At 43.5% G+C, this 21029-nt stretch carries 24 protein-coding genes; 4 read left to right on the forward strand and 20 right to left on the reverse strand.

Annotated elements, in window-relative coordinates; genetic code table 11:
- Positions 1-195 precede the first annotated feature (195 nt).
- From ribBA to nrdR, 4 genes are read right to left on the reverse strand one after another with little or no spacing between them, the layout of a single operon-like run.
- Positions 196-1308, reverse strand: a complete 1113-nt coding sequence (ribBA, locus tag Q7V32_RS17765; RefSeq protein WP_304898320.1) for a bifunctional 3,4-dihydroxy-2-butanone-4-phosphate synthase/GTP cyclohydrolase II — start codon at positions 1306-1308, stop codon at positions 196-198.
- Positions 1309-1974, reverse strand: a complete 666-nt coding sequence (locus Q7V32_RS17770; RefSeq protein WP_304898321.1) for a riboflavin synthase — start codon at positions 1972-1974, stop codon at positions 1309-1311.
- A gap of 17 nt (positions 1975-1991) precedes the next feature.
- The gene (gene ribD, locus Q7V32_RS17775) at positions 1992-3053 is read right to left on the reverse strand and encodes a bifunctional diaminohydroxyphosphoribosylaminopyrimidine deaminase/5-amino-6-(5-phosphoribosylamino)uracil reductase RibD (protein ID WP_304898322.1); all 1062 of its coding nucleotides are present in this window, start codon (positions 3051-3053) and stop codon (positions 1992-1994) included.
- 33 nt (positions 3054-3086) lie between these two features.
- Complete coding sequence (nrdR, locus tag Q7V32_RS17780; RefSeq protein WP_304898323.1) at positions 3087-3539, reverse strand: transcriptional regulator NrdR; 453 nt, start codon at positions 3537-3539, stop codon at positions 3087-3089.
- 154 nt (positions 3540-3693) lie between these two features.
- Between nrdR and Q7V32_RS17785 the strand changes: the two genes are divergently transcribed.
- Together Q7V32_RS17785 and grxC are read left to right on the forward strand one after the other, a co-directional pair.
- A complete protein-coding gene (locus Q7V32_RS17785) occupies positions 3694-4326 on the forward strand; it encodes a class II aldolase/adducin family protein (RefSeq protein ID WP_304898324.1) in 633 nt (210 codons plus the stop codon).
- 53 nt (positions 4327-4379) lie between these two features.
- Positions 4380-4637 carry a glutaredoxin 3 gene (gene grxC / locus Q7V32_RS17790; RefSeq protein ID WP_304898325.1) on the forward strand — a complete coding sequence of 86 codons (258 nt, stop codon included), beginning with the start codon at positions 4380-4382 and terminating at the stop codon, positions 4635-4637.
- 4 nt (positions 4638-4641) lie between these two features.
- Here grxC and Q7V32_RS17795 read toward each other — a convergent pair whose 3' ends face one another.
- Complete coding sequence (locus Q7V32_RS17795; protein WP_304898326.1) at positions 4642-5226, reverse strand: PilZ domain-containing protein; 585 nt, start codon at positions 5224-5226, stop codon at positions 4642-4644.
- A 248-nt stretch (positions 5227-5474) separates the two neighbouring features.
- Between Q7V32_RS17795 and Q7V32_RS17800 the strand changes: the two genes are divergently transcribed.
- Positions 5475-6503 (forward strand): GGDEF domain-containing protein, encoded by a 1029-nt coding sequence (locus Q7V32_RS17800; RefSeq protein WP_304898327.1) that lies wholly within the window; start codon positions 5475-5477, stop codon positions 6501-6503.
- A gap of 26 nt (positions 6504-6529) precedes the next feature.
- On the opposite strand, the gene Q7V32_RS17805 is transcribed toward Q7V32_RS17800, so the two are convergent.
- The 10 genes from Q7V32_RS17805 to Q7V32_RS17850 form a co-directional block, all read right to left on the reverse strand.
- The gene (locus Q7V32_RS17805; RefSeq protein ID WP_304898328.1) at positions 6530-7720 is read right to left on the reverse strand and encodes an O-succinylhomoserine sulfhydrylase; all 1191 of its coding nucleotides are present in this window, start codon (positions 7718-7720) and stop codon (positions 6530-6532) included.
- Positions 7721-7725: 5 nt separating this feature from the next.
- Complete coding sequence (gene purF / locus Q7V32_RS17810) at positions 7726-9234, reverse strand: amidophosphoribosyltransferase (protein ID WP_304898329.1); 1509 nt, start codon at positions 9232-9234, stop codon at positions 7726-7728.
- Between the two features lie 25 nt (positions 9235-9259).
- Positions 9260-9754 carry a CvpA family protein gene (locus Q7V32_RS17815; protein WP_304898330.1) on the reverse strand — a complete coding sequence of 165 codons (495 nt, stop codon included), beginning with the start codon at positions 9752-9754 and terminating at the stop codon, positions 9260-9262.
- A 226-nt stretch (positions 9755-9980) separates the two neighbouring features.
- The gene (locus Q7V32_RS17820) at positions 9981-11015 is read right to left on the reverse strand and encodes an SPOR domain-containing protein (protein ID WP_304898331.1); all 1035 of its coding nucleotides are present in this window, start codon (positions 11013-11015) and stop codon (positions 9981-9983) included.
- Positions 11016-11027: 12 nt separating this feature from the next.
- A complete protein-coding gene (gene folC / locus Q7V32_RS17825) occupies positions 11028-12293 on the reverse strand; it encodes a bifunctional tetrahydrofolate synthase/dihydrofolate synthase (protein ID WP_304898332.1) in 1266 nt (421 codons plus the stop codon).
- A gap of 29 nt (positions 12294-12322) precedes the next feature.
- Positions 12323-13252 (reverse strand): acetyl-CoA carboxylase, carboxyltransferase subunit beta, encoded by a 930-nt coding sequence (accD, locus tag Q7V32_RS17830; RefSeq protein WP_304898333.1) that lies wholly within the window; start codon positions 13250-13252, stop codon positions 12323-12325.
- 35 nt (positions 13253-13287) lie between these two features.
- Positions 13288-14091 carry a tryptophan synthase subunit alpha gene (gene trpA / locus Q7V32_RS17835; protein ID WP_304898334.1) on the reverse strand — a complete coding sequence of 268 codons (804 nt, stop codon included), beginning with the start codon at positions 14089-14091 and terminating at the stop codon, positions 13288-13290.
- Positions 14088-15290: a tryptophan synthase subunit beta gene (gene trpB / locus Q7V32_RS17840; RefSeq protein ID WP_304898335.1), complete on the reverse strand. Its 1203-nt coding sequence runs from the start codon at positions 15288-15290 to the stop codon at positions 14088-14090. Before trpB ends, trpA begins: the two co-directional genes overlap by 4 nt.
- Positions 15287-15919, reverse strand: coding sequence for a phosphoribosylanthranilate isomerase (locus Q7V32_RS17845; RefSeq protein WP_304898336.1), 633 nt, complete (start codon positions 15917-15919; stop codon positions 15287-15289). Before Q7V32_RS17845 ends, trpB begins: the two co-directional genes overlap by 4 nt.
- A gap of 232 nt (positions 15920-16151) precedes the next feature.
- Entirely contained in the window at positions 16152-16847 is a 696-nt protein-coding gene (locus tag Q7V32_RS17850) for a DUF2231 domain-containing protein (protein WP_304898337.1), read from the reverse strand.
- Positions 16848-17301: 454 nt separating this feature from the next.
- On the opposite strand from Q7V32_RS17850, the gene Q7V32_RS17855 reads away from it, so the two are divergent.
- On the forward strand, positions 17302-18564 hold the full coding sequence (locus Q7V32_RS17855; RefSeq protein WP_304898338.1) for a LuxR C-terminal-related transcriptional regulator: 1263 nt from the start codon (positions 17302-17304) through the stop codon (positions 18562-18564).
- 119 nt (positions 18565-18683) lie between these two features.
- On the opposite strand, the gene bfr is transcribed toward Q7V32_RS17855, so the two are convergent.
- The 5 genes from bfr to rsxG are packed head-to-tail and all read right to left on the reverse strand — an operon-like array spanning position 18684 to position 21027.
- Positions 18684-19148 (reverse strand): bacterioferritin, encoded by a 465-nt coding sequence (gene bfr / locus Q7V32_RS17860; RefSeq protein ID WP_304898339.1) that lies wholly within the window; start codon positions 19146-19148, stop codon positions 18684-18686.
- A gap of 11 nt (positions 19149-19159) precedes the next feature.
- Positions 19160-19393 carry a (2Fe-2S)-binding protein gene (locus Q7V32_RS17865; protein WP_322273116.1) on the reverse strand — a complete coding sequence of 78 codons (234 nt, stop codon included), beginning with the start codon at positions 19391-19393 and terminating at the stop codon, positions 19160-19162.
- Positions 19393-19653 carry an RnfH family protein gene (locus Q7V32_RS17870; RefSeq protein WP_304898341.1) on the reverse strand — a complete coding sequence of 87 codons (261 nt, stop codon included), beginning with the start codon at positions 19651-19653 and terminating at the stop codon, positions 19393-19395. Before Q7V32_RS17870 ends, Q7V32_RS17865 begins: the two co-directional genes overlap by 1 nt.
- A 9-nt stretch (positions 19654-19662) precedes the next feature.
- Positions 19663-20352, reverse strand: coding sequence for an electron transport complex subunit E (locus tag Q7V32_RS17875; RefSeq protein ID WP_304898342.1), 690 nt, complete (start codon positions 20350-20352; stop codon positions 19663-19665).
- Positions 20353-20406: 54 nt separating this feature from the next.
- The gene (gene rsxG, locus Q7V32_RS17880) at positions 20407-21027 is read right to left on the reverse strand and encodes an electron transport complex subunit RsxG (protein ID WP_304898343.1); all 621 of its coding nucleotides are present in this window, start codon (positions 21025-21027) and stop codon (positions 20407-20409) included.
- Between the last annotated feature and the right edge of the window lie 2 nt (positions 21028-21029).

Consider the following 21029-nt stretch of genomic DNA (forward strand, 5'->3'; position numbering starts at 1 on the left):
TTTAAATTTAAAAAATTGTCTAAAGCAGACAAGCATTAGCGTGAGAAAGGGTATTTGCTCCCCTTCCGATTTTATTGTGTGTAGGTGGTTGATTAAAAGGGCTTCTGCAACACGGATGCATTTATGCGTCCTTTGAAATCAAACACCTACTCCCTAAATTCAAAGCTAGTTAGCAGATACGATAACCCGATTTATTTAGCTGTCCTGATCGGCATAATCGGTCACTTCCAGATTGAAACCGGACAATCCCAGATACTTTTTTTGTGTCCCTATCACTTTTAACTTTCTGACACCCAGATCCGCTAAAATGCGTGAGCCGGTTCCTGTCATGCGCCAATTATCCGTGCCGGCCATAGCGGGTTGCGGAGCGATGCCATTATCCTGCATTTGATATTGATGAATATGTTCGACCAGGGATTTATTGTCTTCATTTTGGCGAATCACAACAATGACACCTTTCCCTGCCGCAGCCACAATCCGCATGGCTTCCCGCAAGGACACACTATTTTCATTACGCTTTGATGAGAATAAATCATCCAGTAAATTGCGCGCATGAACTCTGACCAGAACCGGTTCATCTCCGGCGACTTTACCCATAACCAAGGCCAGATGTAACTTATTGTCATTCCTGTCCTGATAGGCATAAAGACGGAAGTCGCCAAATTCAGTTGGAAAATTACATTCACTGATGCGCTCAAGCGTATTTTCGTTTTGTATACGGTAGTGAATTAAATCGGCAATGGTGCCGATTTTTAATTGATGTTGGGCGGCAAATTTCTCAAGATCAGGGCGCCTTGCCATGCTGCCGTCATCGTTTAAAATCTCAACAATAACGGAAGCCGGTTCCACGCCTGCAAGCCTTGCCAGATCGCAGCCCGCCTCAGTGTGTCCAGCCCGGTTCAACACTCCGCCGGATTGGGCCATTAACGGAAAAATATGCCCCGGCTGAACCAAGTCTTCGGCTTTTGCATCGGTTGCCACGGCACATTGAACCGTTCTGGCCCGGTCAGCCGCAGAAATACCCGTTGTCACACCGGTAGCCGCTTCAATAGAGACGGTAAAATTAGTCGAATGGGCCGTTTTATTTTCATTGACCATCAGCGGCAGTCGCAATTGTTTGCAACGCTCGGCAGTTAACGTCAGACATATCAAACCTCTGCCGTAACGCGCCATAAAATTGATGTCTTCAGATCTGACAAACGAGGCCGCCATGACCAAATCGCCTTCATTTTCCCGATCCTCATCGTCCATGACAATGACCATTTTGCCTTGGCGCAGGTCCTCTATGATTTCTTCAATGGTATTCATTTATTTATTAAAAAATCCGCTGTTCATTAGCAATTGTTCAGTAACACCGCCCGTGTATTCTGAGGACTCGGTACTGCTGCTCTGGAGTAAGCGCTCCATGTAACGAGCCAGAAGATCCACTTCCAGATTGACTTTTGTGCCAATATGGCTGGTGCCCAGTGTTGTTTCCTTTAGTGTATGAGGCACAATATTAATGCCAAATACGGCTCCCTCAACTTCATTAACCGTCAAACTGATACCATCGATACAGATAGATCCTTTTTCGGCAATATATTTGGCAATGGTCTCGGGCGCCTTAATACGAAAGCGCCAGGAACGTCCATCTGATTTTTTATCAAGAATCGTACCTATACCGTCGACATGTCCGCTGACAATATGACCACCCATCCGGGTCGATGGCGTTAATGCCAGCTCAAGATTGACAGGCATGCCTGTTTTTGCTTCTTTTAACGTTGTGCGTGACAGTGTTTCATTGGAAACATCGGCAATAAAGTAATCCGTACCCAGTTCTACAGCCGTCAGACAAACGCCGTTAACCGCAATACTATCGCCTAATTGAACGGTCGTCATCGGCAACTTGCCCGTTTGAATTTTAAGGCGAAAATCACCCTCTTTAGGCGTGATGGCCGACACCTGACCGATTGCCAAAATAATACCTGTAAACATGGCTTCTTTAATAAGACTTAAATTAATTGGGTCAAACTGAGCCTGAGATCCGGGCCGACAGGCCTCGCATCAATCAGTTTGAGTTGTTTTCTGTCGGCCATGCCGGTCAACTCGGGCAGCGAAAATAAACCCCGGCCTTTGTCACCTAAAACACACATGGCCTGGTAGACGATCCATTCATCCACGCAGTTCTCATTCAATAAGGCGCCGTTTAAAATTGCCCCTGCCTCGATCAACAACTCGTTGATTTGCAGGCCTCCTAAAAACTTTAGTGCCGCAGATATATCAACAACCGCACCTCGCTGGCCGATTTTGACAACTTCGCAGCCGGCCTGTTCAAGTAAACGTGCTTTTTTATCGTCATCACAACAGGTTAAAACAAGGGTGCGTCCGGGTTGTTTCAACATGTTCACGTTGACAGGCATTCTTAACCGAGAATCCAGAATCACTCTTAACGGCTGCACAAGCGATTTATCAATACGGGCATTCAATTGCGGATCATCAGCCAGAACGGTGTTGATTCCGGTCATGATAGCCGAGCTTCTGGCTCTAAGTTTATGCACATCAGACCGGGCCTGTGGCGAGGTAATCCATTTGCTTTCGCCGTTGGCCAGCGCAGTTCGACCATCCAGACTCATCGCCAATTTACTGCGAACATAAGGCAAACCGGTCTTCATTCGCTTGATGAAACCTGGATTAAGTTTTTGGGCTTCTTCCTCTAAAACGTGACAACGAACTTCAATACCCGCCGCTCTTAACTTAGAGATACCTCGTCCGGATACCAGCGGATTGGGGTCTTGCATAGCGACAACAACACGAGCAACTTTTGCGTTAATCAAAGCCTCAGCGCAGGGCGGTGTCTTGCCGTGGTGGCTACAGGGCTCCAGGGTTACATAAGCTGTGGCGCCGGATACGTCACCCGCATTTTTTAGTGCCTCTACTTCAGCATGTCCTTCACCGGCTTTTTGGTGCCATCCTTCACCTAAAATCTGACCCTCTTTAACAAAAACACAACCGACACGCGGATTAGGGTCAGTTGTATACAAGCCTTTTTGGGCCAATTTGATAGCTCGTGCCATGAGCTTGGTATCAATATCCAGCAACAGGCTTTCTCACTTTTTTTGTAGATGATTGATCATGTCCGTGAATTCACTGACATCCTGAAAACTGCGATAGACAGAAGCAAAACGAACAAATGCAACATGATCCAGTTCGCTTAATTCCCGCATGACCTTTTCACCCAATTCATTGGCTGTCACTTCACGCTCGCCCTTTGCCATTAGCTCTTTTTTGATTCTGCTGATGGCCGCCTCAATTGCGTCGCTGCCTACCGGTCTTTTTTCCAGAGCTCTCAACATGCCGGAGCGCAGTTTGTTTTCATCAAAAGGTTCTCTTGCCCCACCCCGTTTAACAATTCTTGGCAAGCTTAATTCGACAAACTCATAAGTAGTGAATCGTTCTTTACAAACAATGCATTCTCGCCGTCTTCGCACCTGGTCGCCTTCATTAGAAAGCCTTGAGTCAACGACCCGGGTGTCTTGTGTCCCACAAAATGGACATCGCATAATCAACTACCAATAGTAAAGCTGCTTGTGGTTAAGTCGTTCAAAACGGGCTATTTTATCTTAATTAACCTTAAAGTTCTGAAAATTGTTCAACCTTTCACTGTATTGGTTAAACTACATCATTTTTTGAGAGTGATCATCCTTACTTGGCACCATGAACGAACCAGAAGGCGTTATAAAATTTGAGCTCCATCATGCTCAAACCCCCTTACCTGCCGGAATCGATGTGCGGCCTATCAATGCCTGGCGCACCCTTTTTCACCGGCTAGGACTAATCGGTCAAAATCCTGAAAGATACGACGGATACGGATTTGGAAATATCAGCTTCAAATCAGACAATACAACATCTCAATTCATTATTAGCGGCACCCAGACAGGGCATCTTGAAGAATTGGAAATTGATCATTACTGCATGGTAACCGGCACTGAAATAATAAAGAACCGTATATACTCTAACGGCTTATCAAAACCTTCATCAGAAGCACTGACACACGCCTGTGTCTATCAGCAAGATTCTGATATTAAAGCTGTAATCCATGTGCATAGCCCGGAACTGTGGTTAAAATCCAAAGAGTTAGGACTACCTTATACGCCGGATTCAGTTTTGTATGGATCGCCGGAAATGGTCATGGCGGTTAAACATTTATTTACCAGCGGACAACTGAACACATGCTCAATATTCAGCATGTATGGCCATCAAGACGGTATTATTGCGTTTGGCCCGTCTCTTGAAGCTGCGGCCTGGGCTTTGGTAAAGTGCTGGGTTAAATCAAAGTGCATTGAATAAATAAACGCTTATCCCTAAAATGAAAAGTCGTTTTTATTATGGAATTAAATGATATGCCGGACATTCAAATTTACACATCAACCATCTGCCCTTATTGCATTATGGCCAAACGATTACTGGATAAAAAAGGCGTTGGCTATAACGAAATCAATGTCGACGAAAAGCCTGAATTACGACTGGAAATGATGCAGCGAAGCAAACGGAGAACAGTGCCTCAGATTTATATCGATAACTTTCACGTAGGAGGATACGATGATCTGTATGCATTGGAAAGAGAGAAAAAGCTGGATAATCTACTGAAGATTGAATGATGGTTTATTCACTGGACAAATATCTTAAACCCATAAACTGACCTTGCCCGGTCATTTCTGATTTTACCCAACACACCTTGGCTAGGGCTCTTATATTCAGCGCTTCAGAAAACAATTTAACAACCGCGCCGGGAATCAAGCTCTCGTCTCCCTGTATTAAATAAATCATCAGTCCATCAACTGAAATATTTTTACCTTCGAACTCTATGCGTTTGTTTTTCAATAGCATATACCCGCTAAACTGTTGTTGTTTGCGGTAATACTGCCTTTTTAACCATATTTTTTCAGCATTATAAATAACATCTTTAAATTCTAAACCCATTAAGGTTTTGCCGTTTTCTTGACGCAGCCAGATTATTTCAGCTTCACCCGTCAGCATTAAATCTTTGACAAAGATTTCCGCGCTTGCTGTTTCTGCCAGGCACGCCTCAAAATCTGCAATGCTTGTTAGTAGCAAGCCCGGCAGTACTTCAATGGAAATGCCTTTGACCGACACATCATGGCTAATAAACTCCAACGCCTCTCCTCCAAAATACAGCTGCCCTGAAGAGGTAAAGTTTTTTCTATATTCTTTTCGATCTTGAAACATTATTGAGTTACCAGTTTCTGAAAGATTCTTGATTGAGATAAAGATAGCTTAATCTCATTTATTGGCTAGAATTTCCTTTACTAAAAGCAACTAAAATCTGTTAAGAAACTAACTGCTTTTTTTTAGCACTTATCCTTGCAGAATTAATTTTGTTTAATCGAAAGAAATTGATTGAAAAAAGATCTGAACGTATCAATCAAAGAATGACCTGTTTTAATTTATTTTCAACTACAGACTATTCAAATTTAATGTCCATTATTTCCAGTTATAACAATACATTCGAAGAAAACAGTCATTATTTAAGGCAGATCATACAGTTGATGTCCAGCCATAGAATATCTGCTGATCCCATCAATTATTCTGTCTGGTATGAATATGTAACCGGCAGTAATAAACTTTTAAATCAGGCGATAGATGACTGGCGGGATAAAAATGAACCGTTTGATCAGGCTTTTGCACTTGAATTGTATAAAAAATTTGTTTGCAGCAGCTCTATAGAAGCATTTGAAAAAATAAACAACGAATTCATCAGCTTGATGAATAATACAGCCCAAACCGTCGAAGCTTCCAGCTTAAAAGCTTCTGCCGCAACGATTAGTTTTCAGGAAAAATCGAAGCTGCTGGAAAACATTAACAGCCGAGATGATCTTAAACAATTACTGGCAGAAATTGTTATTGAAACAAACGGCATGACGGTAACCAGTCAAGATTTACAATCAAAACTCGACAAAGCAAAAAAAGAAATAGAGGAATTACGTATTGAATTGGTACAGGTTAAAGAAAGCGCATCCTGCGACGCATTAACTGGACTTTTAAACAGAGGTTTTTTTGACACAACCTTAGAGCATTTGGTTAAAAAGAATAAATACAGCAAGATGTGCCTAACACTGCTCGATCTGGATCATTTTAAGAAAGTTAACGACACCTATGGTCATCTGGTCGGTGATAAAGTTCTTAAATTTACCGCCAAATTAATCAAACAACACACAGAAGATGCTCATTTCGCAGCCCGATTCGGGGGAGAAGAAATGGCGATCATCATGCCTGATACGCACATTCAAAAAGCCTTAACTGTAGCCGAAAATATAAGAGCGACTTTGGAAAAAAGCCGGTTGAAACGAAAAGATAACAGCGAATCTATCGGGGTAATAACGGTATCGATTGGTATCGCCTCTTTAAAGCCTGACGATACCGTGGAAAGCCTTATCACCCGTGCTGATGAAGCCCTTTATAAAGCCAAAGACAACGGCAGAAATCAGGTGGTTCTTGAATCATGAATCTTGCTGGAATGGGTCACAGACAATTAGCTTGTCAGGCCTAGTAACAAATCATTCTTGATATCTTCGATATTTTCCAAGCCAACGGAAATTCTTACCAGACTGTCCCTGATTCCGGCCGCCTGTCTTGCTTCTGGTGACAAACGCCCGTGAGTTGTAGTAGCCGGATGCGTTATTGTCGATTTGACATCGCCCAAATTAGCCGTTATCGAAATTAGTTGCGTTGAGTCAATCAATGACCAGGCTTTTGCTTGCCCGCCTTTTAATTCAAAACTGACAATTCCGCCGAAGTGCTTTTGCTGCTGCTTAGCCAATTCATGTTGGGCATGGTGCGGAAGACCGGGGTAATGCACTTTTTCAACACTTTCCTGCTGTTCGAGCCATTTAGCTAATTCAAAAGCACTATCACAATGCGCTTTCATTCGGATCGACAAGGTTTCTAGTCCACTCAGAAAAACCCAGGCATTAAAAGGACTCATCGTCGCACCGCCCGTGCGCAGATAAGGATAGATGCTCTTTTCAATAATCTCATCGCTGGCAACTATTGCGCCCCCGACACAACGTCCATGTCCGTCAATGTACTTAGTGGCCGAATGCACGATAATATCAGCCCCCATGTCCAGAGGCTTTTGAAGGGCGGGCGTACAAAAACAGTTATCGACGACCAATAAACAGTTATTCCTGTGTGCTATATCAGCAATTTTTGAAATATCGGCGATTTCAATCAAAGGATTGGACGGGGTTTCCAGAAATAAAAACCGGGTATTCGGCTTTATAGCGGCTTCCCATGCCGATAAATCGGTCAAATCGACAAAGTCGGTTGTGACGCCGAACTTGCCAAAATAATTTTGAAACATCAAAACGGTATTGCCAAAAACACTTCTGGATACTACCGCATGATCACCGGCTTTTAATAAACCCATACCTACCGCCATAATGGCGGCCATTCCAGATGCAAATGCCAAACAGCGCTCACCGTTTTCCATCAGTGCCAATCGTTGCTGAAAGGCATTAACAGTAGGATTGGTGAACCGTGAATAAATATTTCCCGGTTGTTGACCGGTAAATCTTAACGCCGCTTCCTGAGCACTTTTAAAAACGTAACTTGACGTGGTAAATATGGGAATACTGTGCTCATCTTCTTGAGTCCGGTTATGCCCTGCCCTTATCGCCAATGTTTCGTCTAGGTATTTTTTTGTTTCCATATCCTTTGTCATATCGTTCAATCTGAATTCTGCATACCAATAATGAAATTTTCTGAATTTCGCATATTTTGCGCGCTATCATTACGCAGCTTTTCAATATTTTCTAAATAGGCGTCATCAATATCACCGGTGATATATTCATTACTAAAGCAAGATGTATCAAAATGCTTGATATTACGATTTCCTCGTCTAACTGCTTCAATTAAATCGTCAAGATCCTGATAAATGACTTTATCTGCGCCAATCGCCTGGCAAATTTCATCTTCAGTGCGGTTATGTGCGATCAATTCATGGGCGGCCGGCATATCGATCCCATAAACGTTCGGATATCTGACCGGAGGGGCCGCCGATGCAAAATAAACTTTTTTAGCGCCTGCATCCCTGGCCATCAGAATAATCTGTTCGGAGGTGGTCCCCCTGACAATCGAATCATCGACCAATAATACGTTTTTACCTTCAAATTCGAGATCAATAGCGTTCAATTTCTGACGAACCGATTTTTTACGCATTTGCTGACCGGGCATAATAAACGTTCGGCCTATGTACCGGTTTTTAATGAATCCTTCGCGAAACTTTACGCCCAGGCGGTTGGCTAATTGCAATGCTGCTGTCCGGCTGGTGTCGGGGATGGGAATGACAACATCAATATCATGGTCTGGCCATTCACGGATGATTTTATCGGCCAGTTTTTCACCCATTCTAAGACGCGCTTTATAGACCTGAATATCGTCAATAATCGAATCCGGCCGGGCAAAGTACACATATTCAAAAATACACGGACAATGATCCACCAAAGCAGAGCACTGTTTGGTATGTAAAACACCGGATTCCTCAATAAACACGGCTTCACCGGGCTCAATATCCCTGATCATGTCAAAGCCCAGAACATCCAGAGCCACGTTTTCCGAAGCGATCATAAATTCCGAACCGTTCTCAGTTTTACGCTCGCCAAAAACGATAGGCCTTATACCGTGTGGGTCGCGAAACCCCAGAATACCGACACCTGCGATCATAACTACCACAGCATAAGCACCCCGGCAGCGTTCGTGAACTTTGGTTACCGCCGTAAACACATCTTCTACACTGAGTTTCAGTTTTTTCAACTCTTGTAGTTCATGAGCAAATACATTTAACAATACCTCCGAATCCGAATCGGTATTGATATGACGCTGATCTTCTACAAATAATGCCTGTTTCAACTCTTCGGTATTGGTCAGATTACCGTTGTGAGCCAGGGTCAAACCAAAAGGCGAATTAACATAAAAAGGTTGCGCTTCAGCTGAACTTGTACATCCGGCCGTAGGATAACGGACATGGCCAATGCCCATATTTCCTTTTAGCTTCAGCATATGACTGTTACTGAATACATCTCTGACCAAGCCATTGTCTTTGCGCAGATGCAGGCGGCCATTTTCGCAGGTTACAATTCCTGCAGCATCCTGGCCTCTGTGTTGAAGCACAGTCAAAGCATCATACAATTCCTGACTGACATAACGATGAGAAACAATACCGGCGATACCACACATCTTAGAGCCTTAATTATTGGAACGGTTAATGATAATTCACATAGCCGGCCAAACCGGAAGGAATATGCTCCCTGATCCAGATGGCCAATGTTTGAAATGGAGGAATTAAAATGGATTCTTTCCACCAGGGGTCTTCCGGTAAAGAGGTTAAACCCGCCAGCATAATACATAAAGAGACAACAACAAGACCGCGTCCAGCACCAAAAATCATACCTGCAAAACGATCAGAGATCGTGAGTCCGGTTTTGTTTATCAATTCGGTCAATAGCAATTCAATAATACCGCCCACTAACAAGGTCGTGAAAAAAAGGATACCGAATGCCATGCCAATTCTTGCGATCGGCAGTTCAATAGTAGGTTGAAGCCAAACTGACAAATCGCTGCTAAAAATCAGCCCTATGCAAATCCCTATGACCCACATTGAAAGAGCCAGCGCTTCTTTCAAAATCCCACGTAATAAACCAATAACCAGTGAAATAACAATCAAACCAATAATGGTGTAATCAACCCAGATCATCATTGCCTGTTACCTTGATAAAGCGGACGTTTTTTTGATATAGAGCACTGATAGTATTTTGTTTTTGTAAAAATTCAGCTTAGGTTGAGTTGCATTCTTTACGAAACCCAATAATTAACGCAATGGCCTTGAAATGTTGGATTATCCTGCTCAACACTTAACTGTTTTTAATTATTTTTTAGCGCCGTGATATCCAATACATCATTAGTTTTTAAATAGACAATCAGCGCTACTCGGCTTTTAGCAGAGTCGAAGAGTTTGTGGCCTTGTCGAGTTTAGCTTTCATTTCTTCTGCTTTTTTCTTGTTCAATTCAGGCCCGGCCCTTAACCGGTAAGATTTTCCTTTTGACGTAGTAATTTCATCAAAATTGACTGAAAAACCCTTGCTGCGCAATTTATCTCTTAAAGCAATTGCATTTTCCTGCTTGGAGAAAGTCCCCAACTGAACGAACCACCGCACGGATGCCGGAGGACTTTCTGTCACAGATTTTTCAGCTTTCGCGGGTAATGCTTTCTCCCCTTGCTGAGCAGGCGATTTAAGCGTCTCTGCTGCTGCAGGCTTACCTCCTCCGGTCAAAATACTCTTCAGTTTGTGTTGCTGATCAAGTTTTGACTTGATAGTGACAGCCCTGTTTTTGTCTGACTCAGGGCCGACTCTTAATCGATACGCTTTACCTGCTGGAGTTCTTATTTCATCCAGTATGACAGGAAACCCATCAGCTTTTAACTTGTTATACAGGGAAGATGCATTTTCCTGCTTACTAAAACTACCCAGCTGGATATACCAACCGGCTGCATCTGCATTAGAAGACGGGGCTACCGGCGTTAAAGCTTCAACCGAAGTTAGCGGTACATTTTCAGGAGAGCCGATTTGAGATGATGTTTTACTATCGGGTTGAACCGTCTGAGATTGAGGCACGGCTCCGGCTCCCACATCGCCAACCTCAGAATAATTCTGGCGAAAATCGGCAGTGTATTGTCCCGCGTCTTCGACATATTCTTCATTCAAGGGCAAGTACTGATCCTCGCCATCCTGAACAATGGCCTCCTCAGCTTTTGGCTCTCCTACTGCCTCGGTCGGAGGCGGAGGCAATTGTTGAGCGGTCTCTTCAAATGTCTGAACCGGTGGTTCCGGGATTGTCAGCTCATTAACAATTTGCCCGCTTTCGTCAACCGGATTATCGAATAACATAGGGATAAAGATTGCCGCTAACGCAGTTATCACGGCGACACCAATAAGCCTTTGTTTTAATTCCTGATCCATTATTAATAACCTCTATTCTAAACTGGCTAAGTATTCCGATACTAAAAAGAAAGAACCAAATATCAACACCAAATCACCCTCTTCTGCTGCCTGATTAACTGCTAAAAAGGCTGACTTTGCATCGGCAAACCCGGTATGAACGAGTTGCACCGAGCAACTCGAAAAAGTCTCTTGCAACATAAAATCAGGCGCGCTTCTGACATTGTTTATTAAAGGCGCACAAAACCAATCAAACACCAGGGGTTTGATGATATTGATAATTCCGGCAATATCCTTGTCTTTCATTACGGAAAAAACAGCACGCACACGCATATGACTGAAATTTTCCTTAAGAAAATCAGCCAGGGTTTCGACAGCTTGCGGGTTATGAGCCACATCCAGCAAGACCGGTATTTTACCTTCGATGTATTGAAATCGTCCGGGTAATTGAACCTGGGATATACCTTTGCTTAAAGCATCATGATCAACCGGAAGAGTATTCTGCATGGCAGTGATTGCAGCAATCACTGTGGCGGCGTTTCTGTATTGATGTTCCCCTTTTAAATTAGGGGAAGGCAAATTGCTGATCAAAACTTGCTCGCCAATCCAGTTCCATCCGTCCGGGTGTTTTTCGAAATGAAAATCCTGATTGATGTAGCTGACTTTTGCCCCCGTTTCTTCGGCACAGATTCTAAGTGATAAGGGAGGAACAGGATCACCTACAATGGCAGGGACATTCCTTCTAAAAATGCCAGCCTTTTCTCTGCCAATAGATTCACGTGTATCACCTAGCCACTCAGTATGATCAATGCCGATGCTGGTAATAATGGCCAAATCAGTATCAATAATATTAACGGCATCCAGTCGACCGCCTAATCCGACTTCCAGTAATTGCACATCCAGATCGAATTGAGCAAAGATATCCAATGCCGCCAAGGTACTGAACTCAAAGTAGCTTAAAGAGACATCGGATCGAACGGCGTCAATTCTCTCAAAAGCACTGCAAATCAGGTCATCCGATACAGGACTTCCGTTTATTTTGATTCTTTCGTTGTATTTGAGAATATGAGGCGAGGTGTAAGTGCCGACTTTATAACCTTGAGCAAGATAAATCGACTCCAAAAACGCGACAACCGAACCTTTGCCGTTAGTACCGGCGATCGTTAACGTTACCGGTTTATTGTACTTTGGCTGTAAGGCACTGAAAACCTGTCCTACACGTTGCAAACCCAAATCAATAACGCGCGGATGAAGGCTCTCCTGCCATTGCAGCCAGTCCTTCAAAGAATTAAATGGCATGTTTATGAACTAATCAGGCGGGTATTACACTACACCGTCTGCTCATCAACAGCCGATTCATTAACTGTGCTTGGAATCGGGTTGTAACCGGTTGATTCAAGTTTTGACGCCATTAAAATAGACAAAATATCGGCTAGCTTGTCTCTCATTTCACGTCGATCAATAATCATATCAATAGCCCCATGATCCTGGAGAAATTCACTTCTCTGAAATCCGTCGGGTAATTTTTCACGCACTGTTTGTTCAATCACGCGGGGACCGGCAAATCCGATCAGCGCATTAGGTTCGGCAACATTGATATCGCCCAGCATGGCCAAACTTGCCGAAACTCCACCCATAGTGGGGTCAGTCATAAAGGATATAAAGGGTATTCCCGCCTCAGATAGACGTGTTAAAGCAGCGCTGGTTTTTACCATTTGAAAAAGTGAAAACAACGACTCCTGCATCCTCGCACCGCCACTGGCAGTAAAAACAATAAAGGGGATATTGAGTTCCAGGCTTTTATTTACACCTCTTACAAAGCGCTCGCCAACGACAGAACCCATTGACCCACCCATAAAGCCAAAGTCAAAAGCGGCGGCTACAATATCCTTGCCTTTTAATTTTCCTTTAACAACGACTAGGGCATCGTTTTCCTTCGTCTGTTTTTGTGCCTGAGTAATTCGGTCTTTATATTTTTTACTATCTTTAAATTTGAGCGGATCAGTAGGCTTTATTCCAGCCCCTATTTCTTCCTGATCATTCTTATCCAGAAAGAGTTCAAGGCGGGTTCTTGCAGAAATACGCATATGGTGTTCACATTTTGGGCAAACACTTGAGTTTCTTTCCAGTTCCGTATTGTAAAGAATCGCGCTGCAGTTAGGACACTTGGTCCAAAGACCTTCGGGGACTGTACCCTTTTTTTTGCTCGAACCTTCTGTTCTTATCGTTGAAGGGACTAATTTTTCAAACCAACTCATTATGTGGAACTCCGGGTGTAGATATAGCTTAAAGCTTAGCTGTCCATCGCTTGGCGCATTGACTTTAATAGTTCAACGATTTCGGTTTTTGCCTGGGTAGGATCATCTAAATGAGCTTCAATTTTACTGATCAGCGCACTTCCGACCACCACACCATCACCAATGCTCGATACTGTTTTAGCCGTTTGCGCATCTTTTACGCCAAAGCCTATGCCAACCGGCAATCCGGTATTTGCCCGGATAACATCCAGTTTTTCCTTAACATTGGCCGTATCAAGATGACCTGCGCCGGTGACGCCTTTTAAAGAAACATAATAAAGATATCCGCTTCCCGCTTCACTCATAAGCCTAATGCGTTCTTCCGAGCTGTTGGGAGCCAATAAAAAAATAGGATCAATATCCCGGCTTTTTAGCAGGCCGACACATTCGACTGCCTCTTCCGGCGGTAAATCGACGGTTAAAACACCATCCACCCCGACGCGTTGTGCAGCATTAGCAAAATCTTCATAACCCATCGCTTCAATGGGATTCAAATAGCCCATCAGTACCACAGGTGTTTGCTCATCCTTTCTTCTGAATTCGGCAACCAGCATTAATACTTTTCTCAGGCTCATATGATGAGCCAATGCCCGTTCACTCGCTTTTTGAATGACCGGACCGTCAGCCATGGGATCTGAAAAAGGCACCCCCAATTCAATAATATCGACTCCGGCTTCAACCATGGCATGCATCATGGGCACAGTAAAACCGGGCTCCGGATCCCCGGCTGTTATAAACGGTATCAAAGCTTTACGACCAGTTTTAGCCAGCTCTTCAAATTTAACAGTTAAACGACTCACAATTCTATCCCCTCGCGTTGAGCCAGCGTGAGTATGTCTTTATCACCCCGTCCTGACACGTTGATGATGATGGTTTGATCTTTATCCATAGTCGGAGCAAGTTTTGCTGCATAAGCAATAGCATGGCTTGTTTCCAGCGCAGGAATGATGCCTTCCAATTCAGTTAATGTATGGAAACCAACCAAAGCCTCTTCGTCGGTAATATTGACGTATTGAGCACGCCCTGTATCTTTTAACCAGGCATGTTCCGGGCCTACGCCAGGGTAATCGAGACCGGCGGAAATTGAATGGGTTTCGATGATTTCACCATCGTCGTCTTCTATCAAATAGGTTCTGTTTCCATGAAGAACGCCGGGACGGCCTGCGCATAACGGAGCCGAATGACGGCCTGTTTCTACGCCATCACCGGCAGCTTCGACACCATACATTTTAACTGACGTGTCATCAATGAACGGATAAAACAGACCGATTGCATTAGATCCGCCGCCGACACACGCAACCAACGCATCCGGTAGCCTACCGGTCATTTCCAGACACTGTTCTTTCGATTCGCGGCCAATGATCGCTTGAAAATCACGTACCATGGCAGGATAAGGATGAGGTCCCGCTACTGTTCCAATAATATAAAAAGTGTTATCGACATTGGTTACCCAATCTCTCAGTGCCTCGTTTAATGCATCTTTCAGCGTCTTGGAGCCTGATTCAACCGGCACGACAGTCGCGCCTAACAGCTTCATGCGGTAAACATTTAACGATTGCCGGGCAACATCAACCGATCCCATGTAAACCACGCATTCAAGCCCCAGCCTTGCGGCAACGGTAGCCGTTGCAACACCATGCTGTCCTGCCCCTGTTTCAGCAATGATTCTGGTTTTACCCATGCGTTTTGCCAATAGTGCCTGACCAATGGTGTTATTTACTTTATGAGCACCGGTGTGATTTAAGTCTTCACGTTTTAAGTAGATTTGAGCCCCGCCAAGTTCCCTGCTCCATCTTTGGGCATGATATAGCGGAGAAGGACGTCCTACATAATGCCGCAGGTCATCGTCAAGTTCCGCCAAAAACTCGGGGTCTTTGATAAAATATTGATAAGCCGTATTTAATTCCTGGATTGGCTCCATCAATGTTTCTGCTACAAACATTCCACCGTAAGGTCCGAAGTGTCCGCGTTCATCCGGCATGTTATATTTTTCGGTCATCGTAATAATCTATCAGCCTCATTAATCTCGCTTAAAAACGCCGCCATTTTAGCGGTATCTTTTATACCTTTTTTTAATTCAACACCGCTACTGACATCCAGAGCATAAGGTCTTACCTGCTGAATTGCCTGTCTTGCATTGCCGGCATCCAATCCTCCGGCAAGAATTAAAGGCAAATCGCATTGTTTAGGGATCAAATCCCAATCAAAGCAGTTGCCTGTTCCACCTTTAGCGCCTGGATCATACGCATCCAGAAGTAATCCGGATGCATCAAAATAATCTTTACTCAATTGTTCAAGGCATGAGTCATTGCGCATTCTCACGGCTTTAATATAAGGCTTTCCGTATATCCGGCACGCCTCAGCGGTTTCATCACCATGAAACTGAAGGCAATCTATAGCGACATGTTTCAATACTTCCCTGATAGAAGCTTCATCGGCATCAACAAACAAGCCGACAACCGAAACAAAAGCCGGTAATCCCGCAACAATTTTTATTGCAGCATCAATATTCACATGACGCGAGCTTGGCGGATAAAATACCAAACCGATTGCATCAACACCCATAAAGGCGGCAGATCTTGCATTGTCGGCACGGGTAAAACCGCAAATTTTAACTCGAGTACGCATATCTGTAACAGGCCGCCGCCCTAAGGTTAAGGGGGCGTAGCATACCATACAGTCCTCTTTTAAGCGAAGGCTTAATCACCTGTTTCAATGACAAAAGGCAGTTAGCAAAAAATTGGATTTCTAGAAACTCACCCTTGTATTCAGTCTCTTCAAATCAAGCTGGCTGCCCAATCAATCCAAGATTAAAAAGATTGTTTAAATAAACACAGTTCATTTTTGTTAGATGAATAGTTTAATCATCGTGACTATGAGAATGTGAATGCTGATGATTTTGCTCACTGTCCACTGCATGAGAATGGCCTTGTTCATGAGGCTCTAATTGGACAGTTTCTTCAGAAGGATTCTTTTTAACAGCAACACCATGCTGATAAACCATTAATCCGCCTAGATCTGCCGCAAACATGACTAAAACCACAAGAATGGCCGAAAATGTCATGAATAGACCATTCGCAGCCCCTCTTGGATTGTCACCCGTTGATAATCGACCGACAAAACGCCAAATACTTAACAAAACTGAAAGCACTAAAATGGCAATTCCAATATGCTCATGATTCTCCATGATTTCGTGCACAGCATCTCCATGAGCAACTGTTTCAGCCGCTTGAAGTCCTGCTGCCACAGCAAACCCGGCGGTCAGCGCGCCCAAATAAAGCAAACCGCTAGCGACATCCCGCCATTGTGATTTTTTAAATAGACCACCCAGGCAATCCAGCAAAAAAAATCCTGTGATAAACGCAATAGGAAAATGCACCAAAATCGGGTGAATATTTTCTAATTGAGTCAAGCCAGGGAAAATAGTTGCCAACATATCCGAAGGCTCTTTGCCGGCCAAACCTTCAAAAAAAGCCAGTAGTTCGGCGACATAGTTCGAAAATCCCTCTCCATGGTCTCCGCCGCCATGAATTTGAAATGACAAAAAATTATTCACGTCTATCCTATCCTGTGTTTTAAAAAAGCCAATTTACTAGAATTTCCACGTTTTGCAAACTCACAGGTATTAATCAAGCAATTCTCAATTTGAATGGGAAAAAAGGCTGGGGGAAGCTTTTTGAGCATGTCGACAGCAGGATGCTGCTGTCAAGCCCCCACGGAAGAGTTCACAGCCTTCCTCGAAAGGCTTTTACCAGCTCATAAAAATGCTGAAAATATCAATCTGGGAATTGCCGGTATTAATCCCGGCAATTCCCATGGGTTTAAATTTATTTCATTTCAATATGGAGCAAGACTTTTTAAATGCACTACTCTATTGGTGTCTAATACTTTTGTTCAGGTATTATTTTCGTCTTGAATGATGTAGCTTATGGTTTTAAAAAAAGAACTGAGCTAAGGCGTTAATTAAATCAGTTAATTCCAGGAAAAGTCTTAACAGAGTCCAAATTCAGATGAAAAACAATTATACGGAACGACGCACTTCAAATGGGGACAGAAGAAAAAAACCTCTTTTTACAAAGGAATCGCAGCGTTTATTTCAAATTATGGTCGTTTCCGAAGATCATACCCCGGCTGAACAACTCACTTTAAAATTGAAGAAAAAAGGCTATCAGACTTTTATTTGCAGCGGCCAATCAGACTCTAACTGTTTCAATGAAAAACATCCGGACGTCATTGTCATATGTTGTGACAATGAATGTGAGAAGATCAAAAATCAATTAAAAACCGCCGATGATCTGCAAAAAACACCCATTATTTTGTTGAAGGATGAAAAATCTAAAATGGAAATGCAGGAAGAACTTTGGACTAATAATGCTGTGTTTGAAAGCCTGGAAGACCAACTCCGGTCGATTCTGATTAATAAATCAAATCCAGGTATTGCCGGTCAGAGTAACGAAAGAAGAAAATGTGATCGACGTTGGTCCTCCGTTTTTCAGCAAACTTCTGAAGAAACCCAACATCAACCGGACGTTCCTGAGGCCAACCTAGACCTGCCCCTGGTTTCTATTTCGTCTCAATTCAGTTTTAAATCAATTCATGACTTATTCAATCTGGTCCTGGTATCTCTGCATCCGTCCCTTTATCAGAATTGGCTGACCGAGCTCAGTTGGGATACATTCATTAGCGCCTCATCACTTCGTTTTGATAGGCCCGAGTTAATGCCCATAATGCTTAACCATGCGCAGCCAAATTTACTTTTACTGGACATGCAAGGCCAGGAATCAAGTTTAGAAATTTGGTTAAATGCCATAAGAATGGCCGATTCTGCAGTTGATATCATTTTGATCGTCAATGACGATTTCGATGATTTGATGGCAGTTATGGATAAACTTGAAATTTCCGGAATTCTAAGCGTAAAGGATAACGCCTGCACGGTAACTCGAGCGATTCGCTCTGTGATTGAAGGCGAGCGCTGGTTACCGGATTTTTTTAAAACAAAAAGAATGAATGCATTAAGAGCTGGCAATCAGACGGTTCATACCCCTGACAAATCGCAGTTGACTCAACATTCTTTTGATGAAGCGACTCTACTGACTGCATATGAAAATACGATTACCCAGTTAGTCATGTTGGGCTTGACTGTTGAGCAAATAGCAGAGGAGTTAAATGCAGAAACTCAAACAATCTCACGGCATGTTATGTTCCTTTCAAATAAATTAAGATTTACCAATAATCAAAAGAGATTAAAGCATTTGAGGCGAAAACTGCATTGACATAATGCGGAGTGTCTTGAGGCAGCCTCCCCCTGAAGGGGTTTACGGCGGTCCTCGACAAATTCGAACGATTTTTCAGAATGTCATCCCGATCTGAATCGAGATGACTCATTTCACTTTTACATTTGTGACTGCAAATAATTTTGCAAGCCGATTTTCTCAATCAACTCCAACTGAGTTTCCAGCCAGTCAACGTGTTCTTCCTCGCTTTCCAGAATGTGTTCGAACAGTTCGCGGGTTACATAATCGTTAACGGTTTCGCAATAAGCGATGGCGTCCTTTAACAAAGGCAAGGCTATGTGTTCAAGCTTAAGGTCGCACTTAAGCATTTCGTGTGGATTCTCGCCGATCATTAGCTTGCCGAGATTTTGCAAATTCGGTAAACCCTCTAAAAATAAAATACGCTCGATAAGCTTATCGGCATGTTTCATTTCATCAATGGACTCGTGATATTCTTTTTCATTCAGTTTTTGAAAGCCCCAGTTTTTATACATGCGGGCATGCAGAAAATATTGATTGATCGCTGTCAATTCATTTTCCAGTGCTTTGTTTAGAAAATCGATAACTTTTTTATCACCTTGCATAGCGTCACTCCTTAGATAGTGCACGTAACCAAAATTTCATTGGCCGCATTTATTAACCGGCAGTTTCTTTTCCTGTCCAACATCTCGCCAACCTCAGAATTGCATTTGCCGCAATCGCCACCGATACCGAAACATTGGAACAATTGTTTACGAGAACATAAACCGCTGTCTATAGCAGCCTCCAATTGCCCATCCGTTATTGCCTTACACACACAGATATACATAGTTTCCCCCCGGCTCGACATTATAGTCTTCGACGCTTGACCAGTTTAGGGTCGGCGGTAATCTGGCGGTATATTTCCACACGATCCCCGTCGGTCACAACGGTATCCAGCTTGACGATTTTTCCAAATATACCCACTTTTTGAGTATCCAGATTGATATCGGGATAGTGTTTTAAAACACCGGACAACTCAATTGCCTGTTCGATTGTGCTGCCATCCGGCACCTCCAATCGTAACCAAAGCTGACGATCGGCTTCTGCATAACATACACCCACATTCATGATTGTCTCCTACAGTTCCGGAATAGCCTCGTTGACGTCTACTTGAGATAATTTGGCAGCCCTTTTGTTATCAACCAATCGTTTGGCAACGATGATGAAAGCCAGCATGATAAATCCACCCGGCGGCAAAGCCGTCAGCAAAAATCCTTTGTAGTTTGGAATGAGGGTCAGTTCCAGAAAAGAAAACGAATCACCCAATAACAACGATGCGTTTGCAAACAAGGTACCGGAAGATACGATTTCGCGCGCCGCACCAAGCACTACAAGAACAAAGGTAAAACCGGCCCCCATCACCAAGCCGTCCCACAATGACAAAGCCAAGGAATTTTTCGATGCAAACGATTCGGCCCGGCCTAATATGGCGCAATTCGTAACGATTAAAGCAATAAACAAACCCAATACTTTATGCATTTCATGCATCCAGGCATTCATGCACAAATCAACCAGCGTCACTAAACTGGCTATCAGCAAAACGAAAACAGGGATCCGAACTTCAGCAGGAACCAGATGCCGGTTCAACGAAATGATACCGTTTGACATGACCAGAACAACTAAGGTCGCCAAACCCATACCCAAGCCGTTGGTTGCTGTGCCAGTTACGGCCAACAAAGGGCAAAGCGCCAGATTCTGGACAAGCACGATATTGTTCCCCCAAAGTCCGTCAGAAGCGAGTCTTTTATAAGGTTCCGATAGCAACATACTGACTCCGGTAAAGTAAGATTAACGATAAAAATAAGACAGTTCGCCTGTTTATCAATTGAATAATTCGGATTTATGTTTATCGAAAAACAACAACCCCTTGTAAATCGTGTTGACAACCGCGCGCGGCGTAATCGTCGCGCCGCTGAATTGATCAAAAATGCCCCCATTCTTTTTGACAGCCCATTCTTTAACGGTCAAATTATGAATCGATCTTCCGTTAAAATTCAAAATCCAGTCGGATTTACTGACTTCAATCTTATCGCCCAATCCCGGTGTTTCAGCATGAGCAATGACACGAACGCCCAAAACCTCACCGTTGCGGTTCAAGCCCATGATCATTTTAATATCGCCGGAATAACCGTCGGGTGCTGTTAATTGGAATGCTGCCGCCGTGATTTCACCTTGTTTTCGCGCCAAATAAACCAGGGTTTCTCCGGTACCCAAATCGCTATCCGCCGGAACAGCCACGGCATCTTTAACTAAATCGTTATCAAAAAGTTCGGCCGGAACAACTTGAACCAATGAAGCTTTTAAATCTTCTTCCTGCCGCAGCTTAATGACATCACGGGTATTAAGATCGGCAACACCCAGCAAGGCGCTGGCAATCAGAGCATAAGCAGCTAGCAGTATTGTCTGATAAGTGACGCGGGCTTTCAGTTGTTTCAGATTCATCG

Source organism: Methylicorpusculum sp. (assembly GCF_030651835.1).
Taxonomy (GTDB): Bacteria; Pseudomonadota; Gammaproteobacteria; order Methylococcales; family Methylomonadaceae; genus Methylicorpusculum.

Excerpts from the sequence above, each read along its gene's own strand:
- Q7V32_RS17770 (WP_304898321.1), bottom strand. The coding sequence starts at position 1,974 with ATGTTTACAGGTATTATTTTGGCAATCGGTCAGGTGTCGGCCATCACG.
- folC (WP_304898332.1), bottom strand. The coding sequence starts at position 12,293 with ATGCCATTTAATTCTTTGAAGGACTGGCTGCAATGGCAGGAGAGCCTT.
- trpB (WP_304898335.1), bottom strand. The coding sequence starts at position 15,290 with ATGACCGAAAAATATAACATGCCGGATGAACGCGGACACTTCGGACCT.
- grxC (WP_304898325.1), top strand. The coding sequence starts at position 4,380 with ATGCCGGACATTCAAATTTACACATCAACCATCTGCCCTTATTGCATT.
- Q7V32_RS17800 (WP_304898327.1), top strand. The coding sequence starts at position 5,475 with ATGTCCATTATTTCCAGTTATAACAATACATTCGAAGAAAACAGTCAT.
- Q7V32_RS17795 (WP_304898326.1), bottom strand. The coding sequence starts at position 5,226 with ATGTTTCAAGATCGAAAAGAATATAGAAAAAACTTTACCTCTTCAGGG.
- rsxG (WP_304898343.1), bottom strand. The coding sequence starts at position 21,027 with ATGAATCTGAAACAACTGAAAGCCCGCGTCACTTATCAGACAATACTG.
- Q7V32_RS17875 (WP_304898342.1), bottom strand. The coding sequence starts at position 20,352 with ATGTTGCTATCGGAACCTTATAAAAGACTCGCTTCTGACGGACTTTGG.
- accD (WP_304898333.1), bottom strand. The coding sequence starts at position 13,252 with ATGAGTTGGTTTGAAAAATTAGTCCCTTCAACGATAAGAACAGAAGGT.
- ribD (WP_304898322.1), bottom strand. The coding sequence starts at position 3,053 with ATGGCACGAGCTATCAAATTGGCCCAAAAAGGCTTGTATACAACTGAC.
- ribBA (WP_304898320.1), bottom strand. The coding sequence starts at position 1,308 with ATGAATACCATTGAAGAAATCATAGAGGACCTGCGCCAAGGCAAAATG.
- Q7V32_RS17855 (WP_304898338.1), top strand. The coding sequence starts at position 17,302 with ATGAAAAACAATTATACGGAACGACGCACTTCAAATGGGGACAGAAGA.
- Q7V32_RS17805 (WP_304898328.1), bottom strand. The coding sequence starts at position 7,720 with ATGACAAAGGATATGGAAACAAAAAAATACCTAGACGAAACATTGGCG.
- Q7V32_RS17820 (WP_304898331.1), bottom strand. The coding sequence starts at position 11,015 with ATGGATCAGGAATTAAAACAAAGGCTTATTGGTGTCGCCGTGATAACT.
- purF (WP_304898329.1), bottom strand. The coding sequence starts at position 9,234 with ATGTGTGGTATCGCCGGTATTGTTTCTCATCGTTATGTCAGTCAGGAA.
- nrdR (WP_304898323.1), bottom strand. The coding sequence starts at position 3,539 with ATGCGATGTCCATTTTGTGGGACACAAGACACCCGGGTCGTTGACTCA.
- Q7V32_RS17845 (WP_304898336.1), bottom strand. The coding sequence starts at position 15,919 with ATGCGTACTCGAGTTAAAATTTGCGGTTTTACCCGTGCCGACAATGCA.
- Q7V32_RS17865 (WP_322273116.1), bottom strand. The coding sequence starts at position 19,393 with ATGTCGAGCCGGGGGGAAACTATGTATATCTGTGTGTGTAAGGCAATA.
- bfr (WP_304898339.1), bottom strand. The coding sequence starts at position 19,148 with ATGCAAGGTGATAAAAAAGTTATCGATTTTCTAAACAAAGCACTGGAA.
- Q7V32_RS17785 (WP_304898324.1), top strand. The coding sequence starts at position 3,694 with ATGAACGAACCAGAAGGCGTTATAAAATTTGAGCTCCATCATGCTCAA.
- Q7V32_RS17815 (WP_304898330.1), bottom strand. The coding sequence starts at position 9,754 with ATGATGATCTGGGTTGATTACACCATTATTGGTTTGATTGTTATTTCA.
- Q7V32_RS17870 (WP_304898341.1), bottom strand. The coding sequence starts at position 19,653 with ATGAATGTGGGTGTATGTTATGCAGAAGCCGATCGTCAGCTTTGGTTA.